Raw genomic sequence first — 20439 nt, forward strand, 5'->3', positions numbered from 1 at the left:
TCCTGCCTTCGGTTCAGAAGCCTGCGGCGCAGGCCTGGGTGACGAGGATGCCGACGCTCTGCTGCTGGAAGTCGCGCCGGTAGATGTCGATGGCGGCCTGCAGGGACTGCAGCGCCGCGTCCTGTGTCTCGGAGGGAACGACGAGGAGCACGACCTTGGTCGGCTCTGCCAGGGTCTGGCCCTGCCAGGTGCCGACCGCGTCGAGGATGGTGGAGCCCGCGGGAAAGCGGGGCGTGAGCTCGGCGCGGCGGAACCTCTCCCAGGCTTCTGCCGGGACACGCAGGAACTCCCGCCCGTTGCGGCTGCCATTGCGGCCGAAGAAGGCCGTCAGCGTGCTGCGCTCCGCCATCCCGGCCGGGCAGGATGCAGGCGGGTTCGCGGCCTGCGTCGGCGCGGCCTGGGTGGCGCAGCCGCCCGCGAGCAGCAGGACGGCCAGCCCGGCGCCGCGCGCCAAGCTCATGCGCGCCCGCCCGCCCCGATGTTCTCGAGGTCCAGGTAGCCGAGACCGTCCATCCGGCAGGTCCAGCCTGGCCCGACCAGCGTGCTCGTCTCCGCCTCCGCCACGATGCAGGGGCCGGCGAGTCTGGCGCCGGGCGCCATGGCAGCGCGGTCATAGACCGGCCAGTCCCGCACCTCGCCCGTCACCGTGTCGCGCACCGCCTGGGTCCGGATCGGCGCCGGGGCAGGGGCCTCCTGCGCCTCGGCCGCGGGCTCCACCGGCTCGACGATCGTCGCCACCGTGACCGCGAAGCTCAGGATCTCCACATCGCTGCCCGGCACCGGCCGGTCGTAGAAGCGGGTGTATTCCTGGTCGTAGAGGGCGCGGATGGTCTGCACATCCTCCGCATCCATGTCGCGCGGCGGGAGCGGCACGGCGATCTCATGCCCCTGGCCGACATAGCGCATATAGGCGATGCGGCTCTCCTTGGTCTCCGCCCCGAAGGCGCCCTCCGCGACCACCGCTGCGGCCTCCGCCGCCATGCCGGCCAGCAGCGCATTCACCGCCGCCACGTCGAAACTGGCGAAGCGCTGATAGAGGCTGCGCACGACCTCATAGGCGACCGGCGCGCGCAGGAAGCCGATGGCGGAGCCGACGCCCGCGCCGGACGGCACCAGCAGGCGCTTCACGCCGATCTTCTCCGCAACGCGCGTGCCATGCACCGGCCCGCCGCCGCCGAAGGCGATGATCGCGCGGCCCTCGAAGCCCTTGCCGCTCTCGATGGCATGGACGCGGGCGGCATTGGACATGTTCTCGTCCACCATCTCGACCACGCCGAGCGCCGCCATCTCGGCGGAGAGGCCGAGCCGCCCACCGACCTCGGCCGCCAGCGCGTCCCGCGCGCTCTCCGGATAGAGCCGCAGGCTGCCGCCCGCGAAGGCCTCCGGGTCGTAGCGGCCGAGCGCGAGGTTGGCATCCGTCACCGCCGGCTTCGACCCGCCGCGGCCATAGCAGGCCGGGCCCGGATCGGCGCCCGCGCTCTCCGGCCCGACGGTGATGCGGCCCATGCTGTCCACCGCGGCGATGGAGCCGCCGCCGGCGCCGATCTCCACCATCTCGATGACCGGGATGCGCAGCGGCAGGCCGGAGCCCTTCTTGAAGCGGCCGACGCGCGCGACCTCGAAGGTCCGGCTGGCCTGCGGCTGGAAGTCGTCGATCAGGCAGACCTTGGCCGTGGTGCCGCCCATGTCGAAGGACAACACCTTCGCCAGGCCGCGCTCGCGCGCCACATGCGCCGAGAAGATGGCGCCGCCGGCCGGGCCGCTCTCGACCAGGCGGATCGGGAAGCGCGCCGCCGTCTCCAGCGTCGTCAGGCCGCCGCCCGAGAGCATCATGAAGACCGGGCAGGCCAACCCCGCCTCGCGCAGTCCGACCTCGAGCCGCGCGAGGTAGCTGGCCATCCTCGGCTGCACATAGGCATTGGCGACTGTCGTGCTGAAGCGCTCCCACTCCCGCATCTCCGGCGAGACCTCGGAGGAGAGGGAGACCGGCACCTCCGGCCAGAGGCGCCTCACGATCGCCGCGGCCTGCTTCTCGTGCGAGGGGTTCACGAAGGCATGCAGGAAGCCGATGGCGACCGCCTCGATGCCCTCCGCCCGCATGAAGGCGACGTGGCGTTCCACCGCTGTCTCGTCCAGCGGCAGCAGCACCTTGCCGGTATTGTCCAGCCGCTCCGTCACCGGCAGGCGCCAGCGCCGCGGCACCAGGGGCTGCGGCAACTCGATGTTCAGGTCGTACTGGTCGTAGCGGCTCTCGTTGCCGAGGGCGAGGACGTCGCGGAAGCCCTCCGTCGTCAGCAGCGCGGTGCGCGCGCCCTTGCGCTCGATGACGGCATTCGTCGCCAGCGTGGTGCCGTGGATGACCAGCACGATGTCGGCGGGCGAGAGACCCGCCTTGGCGAGCACGAGTCGCACGCCTTCCAGCACGCCCTGCTCGGGCGCCGCCGGCGTGGTCAGCACCTTGGCGGTCCAGCGTTCGGTGCCGCGCTCGACGGCAAGGTCGGTGAAGGTGCCGCCGATATCGACAGCAAGGCGTGCGGTCATGCCAGGTCCCCGGCCGGGTTGTCGTGCCGGCGCCTCTGTCGCGCCGGCATCCTTGCTGCGATGGAAGCGCGGATGCCGCGCGGCCTCAAGATGCCGGCGTCAGCCGGCGTGCTCGGCGGCGAAGCGCTGCGCGACCGCGCAGGCCTTCGCGAAATCCTCCATCCGCATGGCCTCGTGCGGATTGTGGCTGCCGTTCTGGTTGCGCACGAAGATCATGCCCGCCGGCACGCCCGCCTGCGCGAAGGCCGCCGCGTCATGCCCGCCGCCCGAAGCCATGGAGAGGTACTTCACGTCAAGCGCCTCCGCCGCGCGCCTGAGGCTCGCCTGCACGCCGTCGTCCATCGGGCTGGCGCGGCTGCCCGCCTCCGGGCCCAGGTCGAACTTGACGCCCCGCCGCGCCTCGATCTCGGCGACCTTGTCGTAGAGCACCTCGAACAGCGCGTCGCAGGAATGCAGGTTGACGCTGCGCACGTCCAACTGGAATTGCGCCTCGCCGGCGATCTTGGTGAAGCCCGCCTCCGGCGCGGTCGCCAGCACGCAGAAGGTGCAGACCATGCGGTGGCCGCGCGCCTCCAGCCGGCACCAGGCCTCGTCCAGCGCCACGGCCAGGTCGGCCAGCGCGATCGCCGCATCGCGCCGGTACTTTCGGGGTGTGGCGCCGGAGTGGTTCCATTCCCCCACCACCTTGCCCGCGCGCAATCGCCGGCTGCCGGGAATGCCGGTGACGATGCCGATCGGGATCTCCTCGGCATCCAGCACCGGGCCCTGCTCGATATGCACCTCGAGGAAGGCGGCGACACCGTCCGCGCCGATCGCCCTCTCGCCGCGCTCGATGAAGCCGGGGTCGAAACCTTCGTCCCGCATGTGCTCGGCCAGCGTCCGGCCGGTATCCAGCCGCCTCACCTCAAGTTCCGCCGGCTTCATGCTGCCAAGCGCGCCGCGGCTGCCGGGATAGCTGGTCGGGAACCAGGCGCCGGCTTCCTCGGCGCGGATCGCCATGACGGTCACGTCCCGCGCCGGCACATAGCCCGCCTGCTTCATGCCCGCGACGGCCGCAAGGCCCGCCAGCACGCCGGCCGCGCCGTCGTAATTCCCGCCCGACCGCACGCTGTCGAGATGGCTGCCGAAGATCACCCGCTTCGCCGCGCGGTCGGCGCCCGGCAGCGTCAGGTAGAGGTTGCCGACCGGGTCCACCCGCTTCTCCAGGCCCAGCGCCTCGCCCGCCTCCGCCACCAGCGCATGCGCCATGCGCTCGCCGGGGCCGAAGGCCTCCCGCGTGATGCCGGTGCCGTCGAAGCTCCTCTCGCGCAGCTCGGCGAAGAGGCGCTCGGCCAGCGCGACATCGGGGGTCAGATTGGGCAGCATCCTACGCTCCTTGCGGGGCCGCGCCGCGGCCCCGTCCAGTCATGGGGGCAGGCTAGCGAATCCCGTGCCGCCCGCCATTGCCCCGGCGCAAGGTCGCGCCGGGTGGATGCCTCACACCATCCCGCGCACGCGGCCGCCATCCACGCGGATCATGCTGCCCGTGATGTAGGCGCCCTTCTCGCTGGCGAGGAATGCACCCATCGGGCCGTAGTCGTCCGGCGTGCCGAGCCGCCCCGCCGGGATCTCCGCCGCCGCCTCGGCCAGCGCGTCCTCGAAGGAGACGCCCTTCTGCTTCGCCCGCGCCGTGGTGGTCTGGGTCACCCGGTCGGTCTGGATGGTGCCGGGGGCGAGGACGTTCATCGTCACCCCGTCCTTCGCCACCTCGCCCGAATAGGTCTTCAGCCAGCCCCAGATCGAGGCGCGCAGCGTGTTCGACAACGCCAGCGTCGGGATCGGATGCTGCATGCCGGTGCTGCCCACCACGATCACCCGGCCCCATTTCCGCTCCCGCATCGGCGGGATCAGCCGGTTGGCGATCCGGATCGGCGAGGCGACGATGTGCTGGAACCACTCGGCCAGCGCCGCATCGGTGATCTGGCTGGCCGTGCAGGGCGGCGGGCCGCCATGGTTCAGCACCAGGATATCGACGCCGCCGAGCGCCGCGAGGGCGGCATCCGCCAAGCGGTCCATGTCCTCGCCGCGCGCCACATCGGCGACCACGCCGGCGGCGCTCGCGGCGCCCTTCGCCTTCAACTCCGCCGCCGCCTGGTCCAGGCGAGCCTGGTCACGGCCGCTGATCACGACAGCGGCACCCTCGGCCGCCAGGGCATCGGCGATCGACCGGCCGAGGCCCTTCGTCCCGCCCATCACCAGGGCCCGGCGGCCCTTCAACCCGAGATCCATGCGACCGTCTCCCCTCCGAATCAGGGCGGGGACGGTGCCTCCGGCTCTCCGTCAAGGCAAGGAGGGCAGGGGGAAGTATCCCCCATCGAACGCCCTTAGCGTCCGATCCCCTCTATTTCTCCGAGTCTTCGACCCGACGGGCTGGCAAGCCGGGACTCCGCTGGTAAAGCACGCCACCCCAACGGAGGCGTCCATGGCCAAGCCCATCCTGCTCGTCACCCGCAAGCTGCCCGAGGCGATCGAGGCACGCGCCGCGCGCGACTACGACGCCCGGCTCAACCCGCAGGACGAGCCCTGGTCCACCGACGGCGCCGAGATCGCCCGGCGCGCCAAGGAGGCCAAGGCCGACGGCATCCTCGGCGCCGCCGGCGACAAGCTCGATGCCGCCTGCATCCAGGCCTTGCCGGACAGCGTGAAGGTCATCGCCACCTTCTCCGTCGGCTTCGACCACATCGACATCGCCGCCGCCAAGGCGCGCAACATCGTCGTGGTGAACACGCCGGAGGTCCTCTCCTTCGCCACCGCCGAGACCGCCTTCACCCTTATGCTCATGGCCGCCCGTCGCGCCGGCGAGGGCGAGCGCATGGTCCGCGCCGGCCGGTGGAAGGGCTGGGCGCCCACCCAGCTCCTCGGCGTGACGCTCGAGGGCAAGAAGCTCGGCATCCTCGGCTTCGGTCGGATCGGCCGGGAACTGGCGAACATGGCCCGCGGCTTCCGCATGGAGATCCACTACCGCGACATCCAGAAGCTGCCGCCCGAGGTCGAGCAGGGCGCCATCTACCACGACAACGAGGACGGCTTCCTCTCCACCATCGACATCCTGTCCATGCACATGCCGGGCGGCGAGGCCAACCGCCACTGGCTGAACGCCGCCCGCATCGCCAAGATGAAGAAGGGCGTCGTCGTGGTGAACAGCGGCCGCGGCGTCTCGGTGCATGACGAGGCGCTCATCGCCGCGCTGAAATCCGGCCAGGTCCGCGCCGCCGGCCTCGACGTCTATGACGGCGAGCCGAAGGTCAATCCCGGCTACTTCGCGCTGGAGAACGTGGCGCTGCTGCCGCATCTCGGCTCGGCCACCATCGAGACGCGCGACGCCATGGGCCACCGGGCGCTCGAGAACCTCGACGCCGTGCTGCTCAAGGGCACGACGCCGCCGCACCGGGTGGCCTAGGCGGGCCGGCCGGCGCATCCTCCCGGGCAGGAGTACCTCGGGAGGATGTCCCCCATGCAGACGACCCGCCGCGCGACGCTCGCCGCCGCGCTCGCCGCCCCTGCCCTCGCGGGGCGGGCGGCCGCCGAGGACCCGGCCGCCCCGCTGCCGCAGGCGCCGGGCTGCTACCGCTTCCGGGTCGGCGGCTTCACCGTCACCACCGTCTTCGACGGCTTCTCCCGCCGCGGCACGGAGGGCCTGGTCCGCAACGCCCCGCTGCCGGAGGTGCAGGCGGTGCTGGCCGGGAGCGTCCTGCCCACCGCCACCTATGACGGCCCCTATACCGTCACCTTCGTCGATACCGGTCGGCTGCTGATCGCCTTCGATGCGGGCACCGGCGGCCAGATGGCGCCGACCGCCGGCCTGCTGCCGCGGAACATGGCCGCCGCCGGCCTCGACCCGGCCCGCGTCGGCCTCGTCATCGTCACCCATTGCCACCAGGACCACATCCACGGCCTGACCACGCGGGACGGCGCTGCTGTCTTCCCCAATGCCGAGGTCGCGGTCGCCGAGCCGGAATGGGCCTGGTGGAGCGACCCCGGCAACGAGACCCGCAGCCCGGAGGGCCAGCGGGTGAACTTCGCCAATGTCGCCCGCCGCTTCGCGCCCTACCGGTCGCGGCTGCGCCGCTTCACCCCGGGCGCCGAGGTCTCGCCGGGCATCCAGGCACTGGCCGCCTTCGGCCATACCCCCGGCCACTGCATCTTCCGCGTCGCCGATGGCGGCGAGCAGGCGATGATCCTCGCCGATACCACCCATCGGCCGGAACTCTTCGTCCGCCGCCCTGAGTTGCACTCGATCTTCGAGTTCGACGCCGCGGCCGCCGAGGCGACGCGCCGGCGCGTGCTGAACGAGGTGGCGACCGACCGCATCCGCGTCATCGGCTACCATTTCCCCTTCCCGGCAACGGGGCACATCGCCCGGGAGGGGGAGGGCTACCGCTACGTCGCGGCGGAATGGGCCTGATCGCGGGCACGCCCCGTCCCGCCCGAGCCGCGGCCGCCCCATGCACGGCCGGGCGGCGGGGATCGACGCGCCGGCGATGGCGTACCATCACCGGCCATCGGCATCAGGCATTGGCGGCGGAGAGGACGACGCGCCGGTTCTGCGCCCGTCCCTTCGGCGTGTCGTTGGAGGCGACCGGGTTGGCCTCGCCATGGCCCTGCGCGGAGATCATGTCGGGCCGCACGCCCTGCGAGACCAGGAACTTCATGACGGCGTCGGCGCGCCGCTGCGAGAGCTCCTGGTTCGAGGTGATGCCCTCCCGGCGCAGCGTCGGTCCGATGGGGGCATTGTCGGTATAGCCGTTGACGGTCACCTTGTTCTGCTGCGTCGGCGCCAGCTTCGAGGCGAGGTCGGCGATGATGTGCTTGCCGCGCTCGTTCATTTCCCAGCTTCCGGGCCGGAACAGCAGGTCGCTGTTGACGGTGTACTCGATGGCGTTCTGCAGGCGGCTCACCTGCTGGCGGGAGGCATTCAACTGCGCCGACTGCGACGCGACCTGCTGCCGCAATTGCTGGTTTTCCGCCTGCAGCGCGTCGTAGTCCTTCTGCGACACGCAGCCCGCGATCAGCAGCGGCGACAGCAGGGCGCCGGCGATGACGGTGGAGCGCGAGATGATGCTGGCCATGATGCGTGTTTCCTCCTCCAGGACGCTGTAGTCGGGCCGCCGCACGGGATCCGTGCGGCCAGCGGCGCCGCTCGTTGCACAAGGATGGTAGTCGGTGGCGTCCGGGCGTGCTGGAGAATCGGTATCGAAATTCGGCGCCACTGTGCGGCCGCGGCGCCGCCTGGGATGGGCGCGTCGGGACCTCTGCGCGGCATGGCCGGAAGGACGGATGCGGGGCCGCCGGCTCAGCAAACCCTTCGGGGTTTGCGCTGCAACAAAACCCTAAGCAGGCTTTCGCTTCAAAGGGTTGGGCCGCACGAAGTGTGGCCCAACCCGCGAAAGTCTGCTTAGGTCCAGTAGAGCCGCGTCGGGTTCTCCACCAGCACCTGCCGCCGCACCCCCGCATCGGCGGTGAACCGCGCGAAGAGGTCCACGAGGTCGCCGTCATTCGGCATGTCGCCGGCGATGTTCGGATGCGGCCAGTCCGTGCCCCAGAGCACCCGCTCGGGCGCCGCCTCGATCAGCGCCGCGGCGAAGGGCACGGCATCGGTGAAGGGTGCGCCGGCGGAGGAGACGCGCTCCGCGCCGCAGACCTTCACCCAGGCGAGCGGATTCTCCAGCAGCGCCAGCAATTGCCGGAAGGGCGCCTGCTCCAGCCCGCCCCGCGCCTTCACCCGGCCCATATGGTCGATGACGAAGGGCACCCGCAGTCGGCCGATGCGCGGCGCATGCTCCAGGATGTCCTCGGCATCGAGATGCAGCACCACATGCCAGCCGAGCCGCTCGATCCGCCCCAGCACCGCGTCGAACACCTCGAGGTCGGGCGCGCCGCCGAGATGGCGGACGAAGTTGAAGCGAACGCCGCGGATGCCGCCGGCCTGCAGCCGCGCCAGCTCGGCATCCGTCACGCCGCCGTCAAGGATGGCGACGCCCCGGTAAGCGCCGCCCGCGGCCGCGATGGCGTCCAGCATTGCCGTGTTGTCGGTGCCGTGGCAGCTCGCCTGCACGATGACGGCGCGCTCCACGCCGAGGATGCGGTGGACGCGGCGCAGTTCCTCGACCGGCGCATCGGGCGGGGTATAGGCGCGGTCCGGCGCATAGGGGTAGCGGTCGCCCGGGCCGAAGACATGGCAATGCGCGTCGCAGGCACCCGGCGGCAGCCGATACCGTGGCGTCCGTGTGTCGGGGTCGGGCGCCTTGCAGGTGCGGTCGCTCATGGCCGTCCTCCCAGTCCTGTCGGGGGGAGGGAAGGCGGCCCGCGCCCGCCGGTCAACCGCTGCCGGGCAGCGGCCCCGGCCGGCCGAAGAGCCAGCCCTGGCCGTATTCCACCCCGAGCGAGCGCATCAGCGCCGCCTCCTCCTCCGTCTCGATGCGCTCGGCGACGACCCGGGCGCCGACCGCGCGCGCCAGTTCGACCATGGAGGCGACGATGCCGCGATCCTGCAGGCTGTGCGCCGCCGCCGCGACATAGAGGCCGTCGATCTTCACGTAATCCACCCGGAAGGCGCGGAGATAGCGGAAGGCCGCGGCGCCTGCGCCGAAATCGTCGATGCAGAGCGGCAGGCCGCGCGCCCGCAGCGCCTCCACCGTGCGGACCGCCTCGGCCTCGTCCTCGATCTCGGCGGTCTCGGTGATCTCGAAGAGCAGGCGGTGCGGCAGCAGCGGCTCGGCATCCAGCAGGGTCAGCAGCCGCTCGCGGAAGGCCGGGCTCTGCAGCGTCAGGCCGGAGAGGTTGGCGGCGATCCGCGTGCTGCGGGCCCGCCGCGCGGCGGCGCAGACGGTGGAGAGCACCGCCCAGTCCAGTTCCTCCGACATGCCGGCCGTCTCGGCGAAGGTGACGAATTCCTGCACGCCATGGACCGGCGCGGCCGCGTCCGTCTCCGGGCGCAGCAGCGCCTCCCAGTGATGCGGCGCACGGTCGGCGAGGGCGACGATGGGCTGGAAGGCCAGCCGGAAGCGCCGGTCGGCGATCGCCTGGCGGAGCCAGGCGGCGCGGGCATAGGCCTCCGCCACGAAGCCCGAGAGGCCATCGGCGAAGCCGTCGCGGTCCAGCGCCTCCGGCCCCTCCCGCGCGAAGCAGGCGAGGGCGTGGCGGAGCGCGCGGGAGCGCTGCAGGGGCGTCAGCCCCTCCGCCTCGAGGCTGAGGCTGCGGGTGGCGACCGTGGCGGAGTCGCCCGCCGCGGCGGCGATGGAGGCGCCGAGCGCCGCGACATCGCCGGCGAGAGGTGAGATCACCCCGTAGCGCCCGGCCGAGAGCTCCGCCGCCACCCCCTCCGGCGAGAGGGCATCGGCGATCGAATCGCGGATCCGCCGGTCCATCTCGGGGCTCGGGGCGAGGAGCGCGTCGCCCTGGCGCAGCTCGATCAGGCCGAGGGTGCCGGCGGCCGTGCCGTCGCGCGCCGCGAGTTCGGCGGCGTCGCGCAGGGCGGCCGGACCGGAGGCGGCCGGCGCTTCGGCCGGCGGGCCGGGCAGGGCGGCGAAGGTGAGGCAGAGGCCGGCGGCGTCCTGCCCGACCAGGCGGAGGCCGGCGCAGGACATCGGCGTGCGGGCGCGGTTGGCGAGGCGGATGCCGATCGGCGGCAGGCGGTCCCGTGCCAGCAGTCGGCCGAAGGCCATGTCGAAGCCCGGCCGGTCCGGGCGGGCGATCAGGTCGCGCACCGGCCGCCCCACCCAGCTTTCGGGCCCGCTGCCGAGCCGGCTGCCGAGGGCGCCGGCGGCGAAGACGATGCGGCCGTCCGGCGTCGCCTCCACCAGGATCTCGGCCGCGGCGAGGGCGAAGGTGAGGAACCGCTCGCGATCCGTCACCCGCCTCGGCTGACCCTGCCCGTCCATCCACCTGCTGCCCGGCTGTCCCGTCGGAGCATGCCAGGGCAGGGGTGAAGGACGGGTGAACGCAGGGGCGGCGCCGGCGTCCTCAGGCGGCGAGCGCGGCCTCGCCGTCGAGCGTGGCGGCCACCGCATGCACCACGGAGGCGATGCGCACCGCGGCCTGCACCATCTCCTTCGTCATGCCGTGCTGGAGCACCACCTTCTCGTGGCTCTCCATGCACATGCCGCAGCCGTTGATGGCCGAGACGGCGAGCGACCAGAGCTCGAAATCCGCCTTGTCCACGCCGGGCTTGGCCATGACGTTCATGCGCAGCTTCGCCGGCATCTGGGCATAGTCGCCATGCACCAGGTGGGTGAAGCGGTAGTAGATGTTGTTCATGCCCATGATGCTGGCCGCGGCCTTGGCCGCCGTCAGCGCCTCGGGCGAGAGCTTCGGGCCGAATTCCTCGACGATGTGCCGGATCACGGTCGCATTGCGGGAGGCGAGGGCGGAGGCGACGAAGGTGCCGGCGCGCTGCTGCTCGTTCAGCACCGGCTCGGTCGAGAGGCTGCCGAGGTTGAGCTTCTGGTCCTTGGCATAGTCGGGCAGGGCATTGCGCAGGGCTTCCAGCGACATGGCGGGCTCCTCCAGGAGATCGGGTTGTCGGGGTGGGCGGAGCGGATGCGGGCGCAGCCCCCCATCCGCTCGGCGCACCCTCTCCGGCGCCGCAGGCGCGGGAGAGCGGGGGGTCTAAGGGGGGCTGATTGCCCCCCTTTTCGGCCGCACGGGTAGGGTTGGTGTGGCGGCTACCCGTGCGGCCGAACCAAACTCAGGCCGCCTTCTCGAACAGCTTCTGGGCGTCGAGCGCCTCCTGGCCCTTGGTCCAGTTGCAGGGGCAGAGCTCGTCGGTCTGCAGCGCGTCGAGCACGCGCAGCACTTCCTGCGGGTTGCGGCCGACATTCAGGCCGTTGCAGGAGGCCCACTGGATGGTGCCGTCGGGATCGACGATGAAGGTGGCGCGCAGCGCGACGCCGGCCTCCTTGTCGAGGATGCCCAGTGCCTCGGACAGCTCGCGCTTGATGTCGGCGAGCATCGGAATCTCGAGGTTCTTGATGTCCTCGTTGTAGACGCGCCAGTTCAGGTGCACGAACTCGCTGTCCGTGGACACGCCGTAGACCACCGCGTCGCGGTCGGCGAACTCGCCGGCCAGCTTGCCGAAGGCCGCGATCTCGGTCGGGCAGATGAAGGTGAAGTCCTTCGGCCAGAAGAAGACGATCTTCCACTTGCCGGCATCGGAGGTGTCGGAGATCTCGGTGAAGGACTTGCCGGGGCCGCCGAGGCCCTCCGGGCCGGCCTTGACGGCGGCCAGCTTGAAGGCGGGGAACTTGTCGCCAACGGTCAGCATGCGCTGCTTCCTTCTGGTTGAGCAAAGCGCGGGACATGGTGGCGTGGGGGCAACCATGCTGCGCTGCATCATGTATGGGCGCCGCTCCCGCTCCGCGCCAATGAATAGTTTTGGGATGGGCCATCGAGAAAACCGATCATGCCGCCCGGCCGCCATGGGCTCGGCAAGGGCCGCGGCGGCACCCGGTCCACCCGGACGCACAGCCGGTCCGGGACCGCCGACGGCAACCTGTTCGGAGCGGAGGTCGAGGCGACGGTCCCCGGTCGGCCGCGACTCGCAGCCGGTCCGGCGCGGACCGCCCTGTCGGACCGGAGCGGGGAGTGCTAGGGGTCCCGACCGGTTTCCATCGCATGGTTCGATGATTTCGCTCCCGAGCCCACAGCAGCTCCGCTACCTCCTGTCTCTCGCCGATCATGGCCATTTCGGCCGCGCGGCGAGCGCCTGCGCGGTGACCCAGTCCACCCTCTCGGCCGGGATCATCGCGCTCGAGCGCCAGCTCGACGCCGCGCTGCTCGAGCGCGGGATCTCCAAGCGCCCGGTCTTCACCCCGCTGGGTCTGGAGGTGGTCGAGCGCGCCCGGCAGGCGCTCGCGGCGCTGGAGGCGGTGGCGGAGACGGTCGCCTCGGCGCGCGACCCGCTCTCCGGCCCGCTCCGCCTCGGCGTCATCCCGACCATCGGGCCCTTCCTGCTGCCGCGCCTGATGCCGGCGCTCCGCGAGGCCTTCCCGCGCCTCCGCCTCTGGCTGCGGGAGGACCAGACGGAACGGCTGGTCGCGCAGCTCGAATCCGGGCGGCTCGACCTGCTGCTGCTGGCGCTGCCCTGCGCCTGCGGCGAGGCCGAGACCTTGCCGATCGCGCCCGATCCCTTCCTGGCGGCGCTGCCCGCCGGGCATCGCCTCGTGGCGCGGGACCGCGTGCCGGTCGGCGCGCTGGCGGCCGAGCGGCTGCTGCTGCTCGAGGACGGCCATTGCCTGCGCGCGCATGCGATGGATGCCTGCGGCCTGCCGCAGGGCACGGTGCCGGCCGAGGAGGGCTTCGCCGCCACCTCGCTGCATACCCTGGTGCAGATGGTCGCCAGCGGCCTCGGCGTGACGCTGGTGCCGCGCCTCGCGGTGGATGGGGGCGTCATGGCCGGGACCTCGGTCGCGGTCCGGCCGCTCGAGCGTGCCGACAGCACCGAGGCGCCGCCCGGCCGCACCCTGGCGCTGGCCTGGCGGGCGCGCAGCCCGCGGGCGGCGGAGTTCCGCGACCTCGCGCCGGCCATCGCCGCGGCGGTGCGGGGCGAGTGACAGGCCGGCGCGCTGGTGCGCGACGGCGTCCCGCGCCGGGCGGCATGCCGTCGCGGTTGACACGGCAACGCCGTTTCCGTACACGCGCCGCCTCTCTCAGGTCCACGACGATGAAGATCCGCAACAGCCTCAAGACCGCGAAGACGCGCGACAAGAACTGCGTGGTGGTGCGCCGCCGCGGCCGCCTCTATGTCCTCAACAAGAAGAACCCCCGGCTGAAGGCCCGCCAGGGCTGAGCCACCGCGTCCGGCGCCTCGGCGCCGGGCCGTACCGGGTTTGCGCAACCCGCCGCCGGCCTCGCCGCGGCGGGTTTTCGCGTGTCCGCCGCGGCAGGGCGGCGGCAGGCCGCCCCATGCGGGCCGGGCCGCAAGGGGCGCGTGGCGTGGCGGCGGCCGATCAGCGCGGCGTCAGCAGTTCCGTGCCCATGCCGCCGCCCGTCGTCCAGCTTCCGCGCAGCTTGCCGTCCGGCTCGACCTCGAAGACCGCGACGCCCGGCCGGTTGTTGACCACGAAGGAGACGGCGAGCACGCCGCTCTGGATCAGCCCGAGGCCGTTGATCTGCTCGCCGCCGACCCGCCAGCTCGCCAGCCAGGCGGCGGCCGGGCCGGGCTGCAGCACGAAGCCGCCCTCATAGGTGCTGCCGTCGGGATTGGTGCCCTCCACCTGGTACAGCCCCTCCCGGATCTGCGCGGCGGCGGGCAGGGCGGCGGTCAGGCCGAGCAACAGCGCGGCGACGGGCAGCGCGGGGCGGAAGCGGAACAAGCGCATCTCCGAAAACTCGATTGGCGGCGGGAAACTGCCCGCGCCGCCGCGGCAGGGCAAGCGCGCGGCTTGCCGCCGGCCGGGCCCGGCGCCATCTTCCGCGGCATGTCGAGACGCCGTGAGGAGAAACGCCGGTGATCAGGCTGCCCGACCCGAAGCCGGAGGTGATCGCCCGGCGCGAGGAGATCGTCGCCGCGCTCCGCCGCATCGTCCGCGGCGGGCCGCTGGGCGAGGGCGTCATCAGCACGGCGCATGAGCTCAAGCCCTACGAGACCGACGGCCTCTCGGCCTATCGCCAGCCGCCGCTCGCGGTCGTGCTGCCGACGACGACCGAGGAGGTCGCCGGCGTCCTCCGCTACTGCCACGCGAACGGCATCCGCGTCATCCCGCGCGGCGCCGGCACCAGCCTCTCCGGCGGCGCGCTGCCGCTGGCGGATGCCGTCGTCATCGGCCTGATGCGCATGAACCGCATCCTGGAGGTCGACTACGAGAACCGCCTCGCGGTGGTGGAGGCCGGCGTCACCAATCTCGGCATCACCAATTACGTCGCGGGCGACGGCTTCTTCTACGCGCCCGACCCGTCCAGCCAGCTCGCCTGCATGATCGGCGGCAACGTCAACATGAACTCGGGCGGCGCGCATTGCCTGAAATACGGCGTCACCGCGAACAACCTGCTCGGCCTCCGTCTCGTCACCATCGAGGGCGAGGTCCTCGAGGTCGGCGGCCAGCACCTCGACCATGCCGGCTATGATTGGATGGGGCTGCTGACGGGCAGCGAGGGGCAGCTTGCCATCATCACCGAGGTGACGGTGCGCATCCTCCGCGCCGCCGAGGGGCAGCGGGCGATGCTCGCCGCCTTCAAGGGCACGGAGATCGCGGGCCAGGCGGTGGACGCCATCATCGCCTCGGGCATCATCCCCGTCGCGCTCGAGTTCATGGACCGGCCCTGCATCCATGCCTGCGAGGCCTTCGCCCATGCCGGCTATCCGCTGGATGCGGAAGCCATGCTGATCATCGAAGTGGAAGGCAGTGTGGAGGAGCAGGACCTGCTGCTCGGCAAACTTAAAGAAATCTGCTCCCGCTTCGACCCGATCAGCCTGAAGGTGGCGCAGACCGCCGAGGAATCCATGGCGATCTGGAAGGGCCGCAAGGGAGCCTTCGGCGCGGTCGGCCGCATCAGCCCCGATTACCTCTGCATGGACGGCACCATCCCGACCAGCGAGCTGCCCTTCGTGCTGCGCCGGATCGGTGAAATGAGCACCGAATACGGGCTGCAGGTCGCCAATGTCTTCCATGCCGGCGACGGCAACCTGCACCCGCTGATCATGTTCGACGCCAACAACCCCGAGAGCTTCCACAAGGCGGAGGCCTTCGGCGCCGATATCCTGAAGCTCTGCGTCGAGGTCGGCGGGTGCCTGACCGGCGAGCACGGCGTCGGCGTCGAGAAGCGCGACCTGATGACCGTGCAGTTCACGGAGGCCGAGCTGCGGCTGCAGCGCGCCATCAAGGGCGCCTTCGACCCGGCCTGGCTGCTGAACCCCGCCAAGGTCTTCCCGCTCGAGGACAACCCGGCCCTGCAGCGCGCGGCATGAGCGGCGAGATGCTGGCGCCGGGGAGCGAGCAGGACCTCGCCGACGCCATCGCCGCGGCGCATGCCGCCGGCGAGCCGCTCGCCATCGAGGGCAACGGCACGAAGCGCGCGCTGCTGCGCCCGGTGCAGGCGGCGCGCACGCTGTCCACCCGCGGCCTCTCCGGCATCACGCTCTACCGGCCGCAGGAGCTGATCATCTCGGCGCTCGCCGGCACGCCGCTGCCGGAGATCGAGGCGGCGCTGGCCGAGAAGGGCCAGCACCTGATCGCCGAGCCGCCGAGCCTCTCCGCGCTCTTCGGGGCCGGGCGGCCGCCGACCATCGGCGGCCTCGTCGCCACCAACCTCTCGGGGCCGCGCCGGATCATGGGCGGGGCGATGCGCGACCACGTCATGGGCATCCGCGCCGTCGGCGGCACCGGCGAGGTCTTCCGCAGCGGCGGCCGGGTGCTGAAGAACGTCACCGGCCTCGACCTCTGCAAGTTGCTGACCGGCGCCCATGGCACGCTCGGCGTCATCACCGAGGTGACGCTGAAGGTGCTGCCGGCGCCGGCCTCCTCCGGCAGCGTCGCGGTGCGGGTCGCCGACCTCGCCACCGGCGTGCGCGTGCTCTCGGCCGGGCTCGGCAGCCCCTTCGGCGTCTCCGGCGCCGCGCTGCTGCCCGAAGGTGCGGGCGATCTGCGCGGCCCGGTCGCGCTGCTGCGCCTCGAGGAGTTCGCCGAGTCGGTCGCCTACCGCGCGGGCCGGCTGCGCGAGGATCTCGCCGCGCTCGGCGAGGTCTCGGTGATCGACGACGCCGAGAGCCGCGTGCTCTGGGCCGACCTGCGCGAGGCCGGGCCACTCGCCGCCGCGCCAGAGGAGGCGGTCTGGCGCGTCTCGGTGAAGCCGACGGCGGGGCCGGAGGTCGTCGCCGCGGCGGGCCTGTCCAAGGCGCTGCTCGACTGGGGCGGCGGCCTCGTCTGGCTGGCCGGGCCGGCGACGCCGGAGGCGCATGCCGCCGTGGTCGCCGCCGCGACGGCGTCGGGCGGCAGCTTCACCCTGTTCCGCGCGCCCGAGCCCCTGCGCGCCGCGGTCGCGGTGCTGCCGGAGGAGCCGCCGCCGCTTGCCGCCATCGGGCGGCGGGTGAAGGCGGTGCTGGACCCGAAAGGAATCCTGAACCCGGCGCGGATGCGGGCTGGGCTGTAGCGGCGTTAAACCGCCCTCAATTCCGCCAAAGGCAGCCGGAAGATCCCAAAATTCCGCTGAGTCCGATCCGGCCGTTTCGCCCGCAACCCGGCCGGCGAGGCCGGCCTCCGCCGTTTGCGCTTTATTTTTTAGGAATTTAGTCTTATATCTCCTCCTGGCCATCCCGGCCGGAGGAGGCAGGCATGATCATCCGCGTCTCGCCGCAGTGGCAGGTCACCATCCCCAAACCCTTCCGGCGCGCCTTCGCCCATACCCGCCGGGTGGAGGCGAGACCGGAGGATGGCGGGCTGATGCTGCGCCCGATCCTCGCGGACTCGGTCACGACGGCGGCCGAGATGTTCGGCCCGGAGGGCGTCACGCAGCAGGTGCTGGTGGAGGCGCTGCGCATCGTCGAGCGGCGGCGCCGGCGGGCGGCGGAGGCTACCCGGCCGGAGGACGACACCCTGTGATGATATTCTTATAAAGCTGGACCCGGTGCGGTGCAAGCCCGAAATGGTCCGGCACGCCCAGGCGGACTCGGCGCTGCCGGCGCCGAGTCCCTGCAAGATCCTGGGCCGGCCCCCTCGCGAAATGCCTCGCCCACCCCATCTGTGCGCCATGCGACGAAAGCCTGCTCAGCGGGTGGCGGGAAGGCCGGCATGGGATGCGGCGGCACCTCGGCCTGCGGTCGCCGGGACACCTTCCGGAAAGGCCGCGCTGCAATCCTCCGGCCGCGGCGGGCGCGGCATGGTGACGGGCCCATCCGCCGCGGATGCGTCCTTGGCCCGCGACGCGGCGTCCCGCCGCGCGGCCGCACCGGGGATGCCGGAGCTTCGCCGGAACCGGTGCGTCCCGGCAGCAACACGGCCTTGTACCGCGCGTGAGACGACAATCCGGCGCTGGAAACGCGCGCAGCCTATGGTAAATTGGGTGCGATCTTCTCGCATCGTGATTAAATCTCGCCACGGAGGGCTGCCCGCCTTGCGCATGCTCGCACGCGCCATCGGTTTCGGCCTGCTCCTTCTCGCCATCATCGTGCCGGTCGCGGCCGCCGCGATGCTGCTCGGCTCCATGGGGCCGGAAGCGCTGATGGCCCTCGGCCCCGGCGGCTGGGCCAGCCTCTCGGCCGGCATTGTTCTGCCCTCCTGCGCCATGCTGCTCGCCATGTCCTGGCTGACGCAGCGCGCCGAACTCGCAACCCTGCGCAATGCCCTGCTGCAGCAATCCGTGCTGGCGGACAGCCGGCAGATCGAGTTGCGCGCGCTGGTCGAGGAGACGCGCGAGCACACCGCGCTGCTGCAGGAACAGGCCAGGCTGCTGATGGGCGAGATCTCGGTCGGCAAGCGCCAGGCGGAGACGCTGCAGGCGCTGATGACGGAGACCCGCCTCGCGCGGCTGGTGGCGGAGTGGGACATGACGGGGCGGGAGCTTGCCGCCATCATGGCCGCCATGTGGCGCCTGGTCTTCGGCTGGCGCCTGCCGGAGGGGCCGGAGGGCAAGCCCGCGGCCGAGCTGCTGCTGCCGAGCGGGCCGGAGCTCGGCCTCGCCATCCTGCGGCTGCTGCCGGCGACGCCGGAGGAGATGGCGAAGTTCGAGGTGGACGAGCGCTTCGTCCGGCAGGCCGCGCATTACCGGTCGGTGTTCCGGCATTTCATGGAGCGGGTGCCGGAGACGGGGCCACTCAACCGCGGCCTGTTCCGCGACATGGTGCAGGGCCGGCTGGATGCCCGGCTGGCGCTGCTGCCGCGGCCGAACCACGGGGTGGTCGTGCCGCCGGAGACGCTGGCGGCGGAGTGAGCGCGGCGGGCGGGACCCGTCCCCGCCGGTCGGCATCGCGGCGGTCTCGGCGCGCCGGGCGCAGGCCCGCTGCGCGGCCCCCGGGCGGGGGCGGCCCCTGCCGCAGGCAAGCGGGGCACGGACGCGCGGCCGGCCTGAGGAGGGCTGGGCGCGGCGCGGCCGGCATGGAACTCTGCCGGCCGAGGGAGGACCGCCGCCATGCCCGACGTCTTCGAAATCCTGCACGGCACCCGCGCCATGCGCCGGCTGAAGCCGGACCCGGTGCCGGACGACCTGATCCTGAAGGTGCTGCGCGCCGGCGTCGCCGCCGCCAATGGCGGCAATACCCAGACCTGGCGCTTCCTGGTGCTGAAGGACCCGGCGAGGAAGCAGGCGGTGCAGCGCTGGTACAAGCGCGCCTATGACGAGGTGATCGGGCCGCGCTATGCCGGCAGCGCGCCGCCGCCCGGCACCACGGCGGAGAAGTACCACCGCCAGCACCTCGCCGTGGAATACCTGACCGAGCATTTCCACGAGGCGCCGGTCTGGATCGTCGCCTGCCTGATCGGCGACAAGCCGACGCGCTGGTCGGCTGCCTCGATCTACCCGGCGGTGCAGAACATGCTGCTGGCCTGCCGCGCGCTTGGCCTCGGGTCCACGCTGACGACGCGGCACCTGATCTTCGAAGCGGAGTCGGAAGCAGCGCTCGGCCTGCCGCCCGGGGTGCACAGCTACGCCATCCTGCCGATCGGCTGGCCGATGGGGAAGTTCGGCCCGGTCGGCCGCGGGCCGCTCGAGGAGATCGTCTATCTCGACGACTGGGGGAAGCCCTGGGACGCCGCGCGGGGCGCCTGACTGCGACGCCTGACGAGGGCCTAGGAGCCGGGGCTGAAGACCCGGGGCCGGGCCGGGGCAGGGCGCCCCGGCCCGCGGCGGATCAGGCCGCCGCGCCGACCAGCACCACGCGGCCGGTGATCTGGCCGTTCTTCAGCCGGTTCAGCACCGCATCCGCGGCCTTCTGCGGCTGCGTCTCGACCGGGATCGCCGGGATCTTGCCCTGCTTGGCGATGTCGATCAGCGCCCGCAGCTCCTTGACGTTGCCGACATAGCTGCCCTGGATGGTGAGCGCGCGGATCGGCATCAGCGGCAGCGGGATGTTCATCTCGCCGCCGAAGAGCCCGACCTGCACCAGCTTGCCGCCCTTGCGCAGCGCATCGAAGGCGAAGCTGCTGGTCTGGGTGCCGTTCACCAGGTCGATCACCGCCGCGACCGGGCCGCCGCAGGCCTCGACGATGCCCTTGGTGGTCGCCGCGCCGTCCCTGGTCGCCAGCACGGTCGCGGAGGCGCCCTGCGCCTTCGCCGCCTCCAGCTTCTTCGCGTCCACGTCCACCGCGCAGATCGCCTGATGGCCCAGCGCCTTCAGGATGGCGACCGCCTGCAGGCCGAGGCCGCCCGCGCCGACCAGCACCACCGGCTCGTTCGGCTCCAGCGGCATGACCTTGTTGATCGCCGAATAGACCGTGATGCCGGAGCAGGCATAGGTCGCGGCCAGCGCCGGATCCACGCCCTCGATGTCGACGAGGTGCTTCACATGCGTCGCCAGCACATGCGTCGCATAGCCGCCGTTCTGGTAGACGCCGAGCGAGCGCGGCGTCAGGCACATGTTCTCCTCGTCCTTCTGGCAGATCGCGCATTTGCCGCAGCCGACCCAGGGGTAGACCACGCGGAGGTCGCCGACCTTGGTGCCCTGGTTCTGCGCGTCAGGGCCCAGCTTGACGACGCGGCCGACGATCTCGTGGCCCATGGCCAGCGGCAGCACCACGCCGCGGTCGGTCAGCCGCATCTTGCCGCGGGAGCCGAGGTCGTACTCGCCCTCCCAGATATGCAGGTCGGAATGGCAGACGCCGGCATGGGTGACCTCGAGCAGCACCTCGGCGCCCTTCGGCTCGGGCGTCGGCATCTCGATCTCCTGCAGCGGCTTTCCGGTCTCGACGACGGCCCAGGCGCGCATGGCATTTC

Annotated in this window: 20 protein-coding genes; 9 read left to right on the plus strand and 11 right to left on the minus strand. The window is 72.1% G+C overall.

Translation table 11 applies throughout. The features are described 5' to 3' along the window. Positions 1–13 precede the first annotated feature (13 nt). From Q7A36_RS23515 to Q7A36_RS23530, 4 genes are all read right to left on the minus strand, one after another. A complete protein-coding gene (locus Q7A36_RS23515; RefSeq protein ID WP_305106197.1) occupies positions 14–460 on the minus strand; it encodes a DUF3574 domain-containing protein in 447 nt (148 codons plus the stop codon). Next, on the minus strand, positions 457–2541 hold the full coding sequence (locus Q7A36_RS23520; RefSeq protein WP_305106198.1) for a hydantoinase/oxoprolinase family protein: 2085 nt from the start codon (positions 2539–2541) through the stop codon (positions 457–459). The genes Q7A36_RS23515 and Q7A36_RS23520 overlap by 4 nt, the downstream gene beginning before the upstream one ends. A gap of 99 nt (positions 2542–2640) precedes the next feature. Beyond that, positions 2641–3906, minus strand: a complete 1266-nt coding sequence (locus tag Q7A36_RS23525; RefSeq protein WP_305106199.1) for a hydantoinase/carbamoylase family amidase — start codon at positions 3904–3906, stop codon at positions 2641–2643. 111 nt (positions 3907–4017) lie between these two features. After that, positions 4018–4809: an SDR family oxidoreductase gene (locus Q7A36_RS23530; protein WP_305106200.1), complete on the minus strand. Its 792-nt coding sequence runs from the start codon at positions 4807–4809 to the stop codon at positions 4018–4020. 193 nt (positions 4810–5002) lie between these two features. On the opposite strand from Q7A36_RS23530, the gene Q7A36_RS23535 reads away from it, so the two are divergent. Together Q7A36_RS23535 and Q7A36_RS23540 are read left to right on the plus strand one after the other, a co-directional pair. Next, a complete protein-coding gene (locus Q7A36_RS23535) occupies positions 5003–5980 on the plus strand; it encodes a 2-hydroxyacid dehydrogenase (protein ID WP_305106201.1) in 978 nt (325 codons plus the stop codon). 54 nt (positions 5981–6034) lie between these two features. Beyond that, positions 6035–6985 carry an MBL fold metallo-hydrolase gene (locus Q7A36_RS23540; RefSeq protein ID WP_305106202.1) on the plus strand — a complete coding sequence of 317 codons (951 nt, stop codon included), beginning with the start codon at positions 6035–6037 and terminating at the stop codon, positions 6983–6985. 103 nt (positions 6986–7088) lie between these two features. On the opposite strand, the gene Q7A36_RS23545 is transcribed toward Q7A36_RS23540, so the two are convergent. From Q7A36_RS23545 to Q7A36_RS23565, 5 genes are all read right to left on the minus strand, one after another. Further along, positions 7089–7649 (minus strand): OmpA family protein, encoded by a 561-nt coding sequence (locus Q7A36_RS23545; RefSeq protein ID WP_305106203.1) that lies wholly within the window; start codon positions 7647–7649, stop codon positions 7089–7091. Positions 7650–7975: 326 nt separating this feature from the next. Beyond that, on the minus strand, positions 7976–8845 hold the full coding sequence (locus tag Q7A36_RS23550) for an amidohydrolase family protein (protein ID WP_305106204.1): 870 nt from the start codon (positions 8843–8845) through the stop codon (positions 7976–7978). Between the two features lie 52 nt (positions 8846–8897). Continuing rightward, positions 8898–10460, minus strand: a complete 1563-nt coding sequence (locus Q7A36_RS23555) for an EAL domain-containing protein (RefSeq protein ID WP_305106205.1) — start codon at positions 10458–10460, stop codon at positions 8898–8900. A gap of 82 nt (positions 10461–10542) precedes the next feature. Next, entirely contained in the window at positions 10543–11073 is a 531-nt protein-coding gene (locus Q7A36_RS23560; protein WP_305106206.1) for a carboxymuconolactone decarboxylase family protein, read from the minus strand. Positions 11074–11266: 193 nt separating this feature from the next. Then, on the minus strand, positions 11267–11842 hold the full coding sequence (locus Q7A36_RS23565; RefSeq protein ID WP_305106207.1) for a peroxiredoxin: 576 nt from the start codon (positions 11840–11842) through the stop codon (positions 11267–11269). 358 nt (positions 11843–12200) lie between these two features. On the opposite strand from Q7A36_RS23565, the gene Q7A36_RS23570 reads away from it, so the two are divergent. Beyond that, positions 12201–13130 carry a hydrogen peroxide-inducible genes activator gene (locus tag Q7A36_RS23570; protein ID WP_305106208.1) on the plus strand — a complete coding sequence of 310 codons (930 nt, stop codon included), beginning with the start codon at positions 12201–12203 and terminating at the stop codon, positions 13128–13130. A gap of 110 nt (positions 13131–13240) precedes the next feature. Next, positions 13241–13366 carry a type B 50S ribosomal protein L36 gene (ykgO, locus tag Q7A36_RS23575; protein ID WP_043337704.1) on the plus strand — a complete coding sequence of 42 codons (126 nt, stop codon included), beginning with the start codon at positions 13241–13243 and terminating at the stop codon, positions 13364–13366. Positions 13367–13526: 160 nt separating this feature from the next. Here the strand turns inward: ykgO and Q7A36_RS23580 are convergent, their stop codons facing one another. After that, positions 13527–13892 (minus strand): hypothetical protein, encoded by a 366-nt coding sequence (locus Q7A36_RS23580; RefSeq protein ID WP_305106209.1) that lies wholly within the window; start codon positions 13890–13892, stop codon positions 13527–13529. A gap of 134 nt (positions 13893–14026) precedes the next feature. Between Q7A36_RS23580 and Q7A36_RS23585 the strand changes: the two genes are divergently transcribed. The 5 genes from Q7A36_RS23585 to Q7A36_RS23605 all read left to right on the plus strand — a co-directional run bounded on the left by Q7A36_RS23585 (position 14027) and on the right by Q7A36_RS23605 (position 19275). Next, complete coding sequence (locus tag Q7A36_RS23585) at positions 14027–15484, plus strand: FAD-linked oxidase C-terminal domain-containing protein (protein WP_305106210.1); 1458 nt, start codon at positions 14027–14029, stop codon at positions 15482–15484. After that, a complete protein-coding gene (locus Q7A36_RS23590) occupies positions 15481–16665 on the plus strand; it encodes an FAD-binding protein (RefSeq protein WP_305106211.1) in 1185 nt (394 codons plus the stop codon). The genes Q7A36_RS23585 and Q7A36_RS23590 overlap by 4 nt, the downstream gene beginning before the upstream one ends. 182 nt (positions 16666–16847) lie before the next feature. Beyond that, positions 16848–17114 carry a hypothetical protein gene (locus Q7A36_RS23595; protein ID WP_305106212.1) on the plus strand — a complete coding sequence of 89 codons (267 nt, stop codon included), beginning with the start codon at positions 16848–16850 and terminating at the stop codon, positions 17112–17114. Positions 17115–17625: 511 nt separating this feature from the next. Beyond that, positions 17626–18441 (plus strand): hypothetical protein, encoded by an 816-nt coding sequence (locus Q7A36_RS23600; RefSeq protein WP_305106213.1) that lies wholly within the window; start codon positions 17626–17628, stop codon positions 18439–18441. 198 nt (positions 18442–18639) lie between these two features. Continuing rightward, positions 18640–19275: a nitroreductase family protein gene (locus Q7A36_RS23605; RefSeq protein ID WP_305106214.1), complete on the plus strand. Its 636-nt coding sequence runs from the start codon at positions 18640–18642 to the stop codon at positions 19273–19275. A gap of 82 nt (positions 19276–19357) precedes the next feature. Here Q7A36_RS23605 and Q7A36_RS23610 read toward each other — a convergent pair whose 3' ends face one another. After that, the gene (locus tag Q7A36_RS23610) at positions 19358–20431 is read right to left on the minus strand and encodes an alcohol dehydrogenase (RefSeq protein WP_305106215.1); all 1074 of its coding nucleotides are present in this window, start codon (positions 20429–20431) and stop codon (positions 19358–19360) included. Between the last annotated feature and the right edge of the window lie 8 nt (positions 20432–20439).

The organism is Paracraurococcus lichenis (assembly GCF_030657435.1).
GTDB classification, from domain to species: domain Bacteria; phylum Pseudomonadota; class Alphaproteobacteria; order Acetobacterales; family Acetobacteraceae; genus Paracraurococcus; species Paracraurococcus lichenis.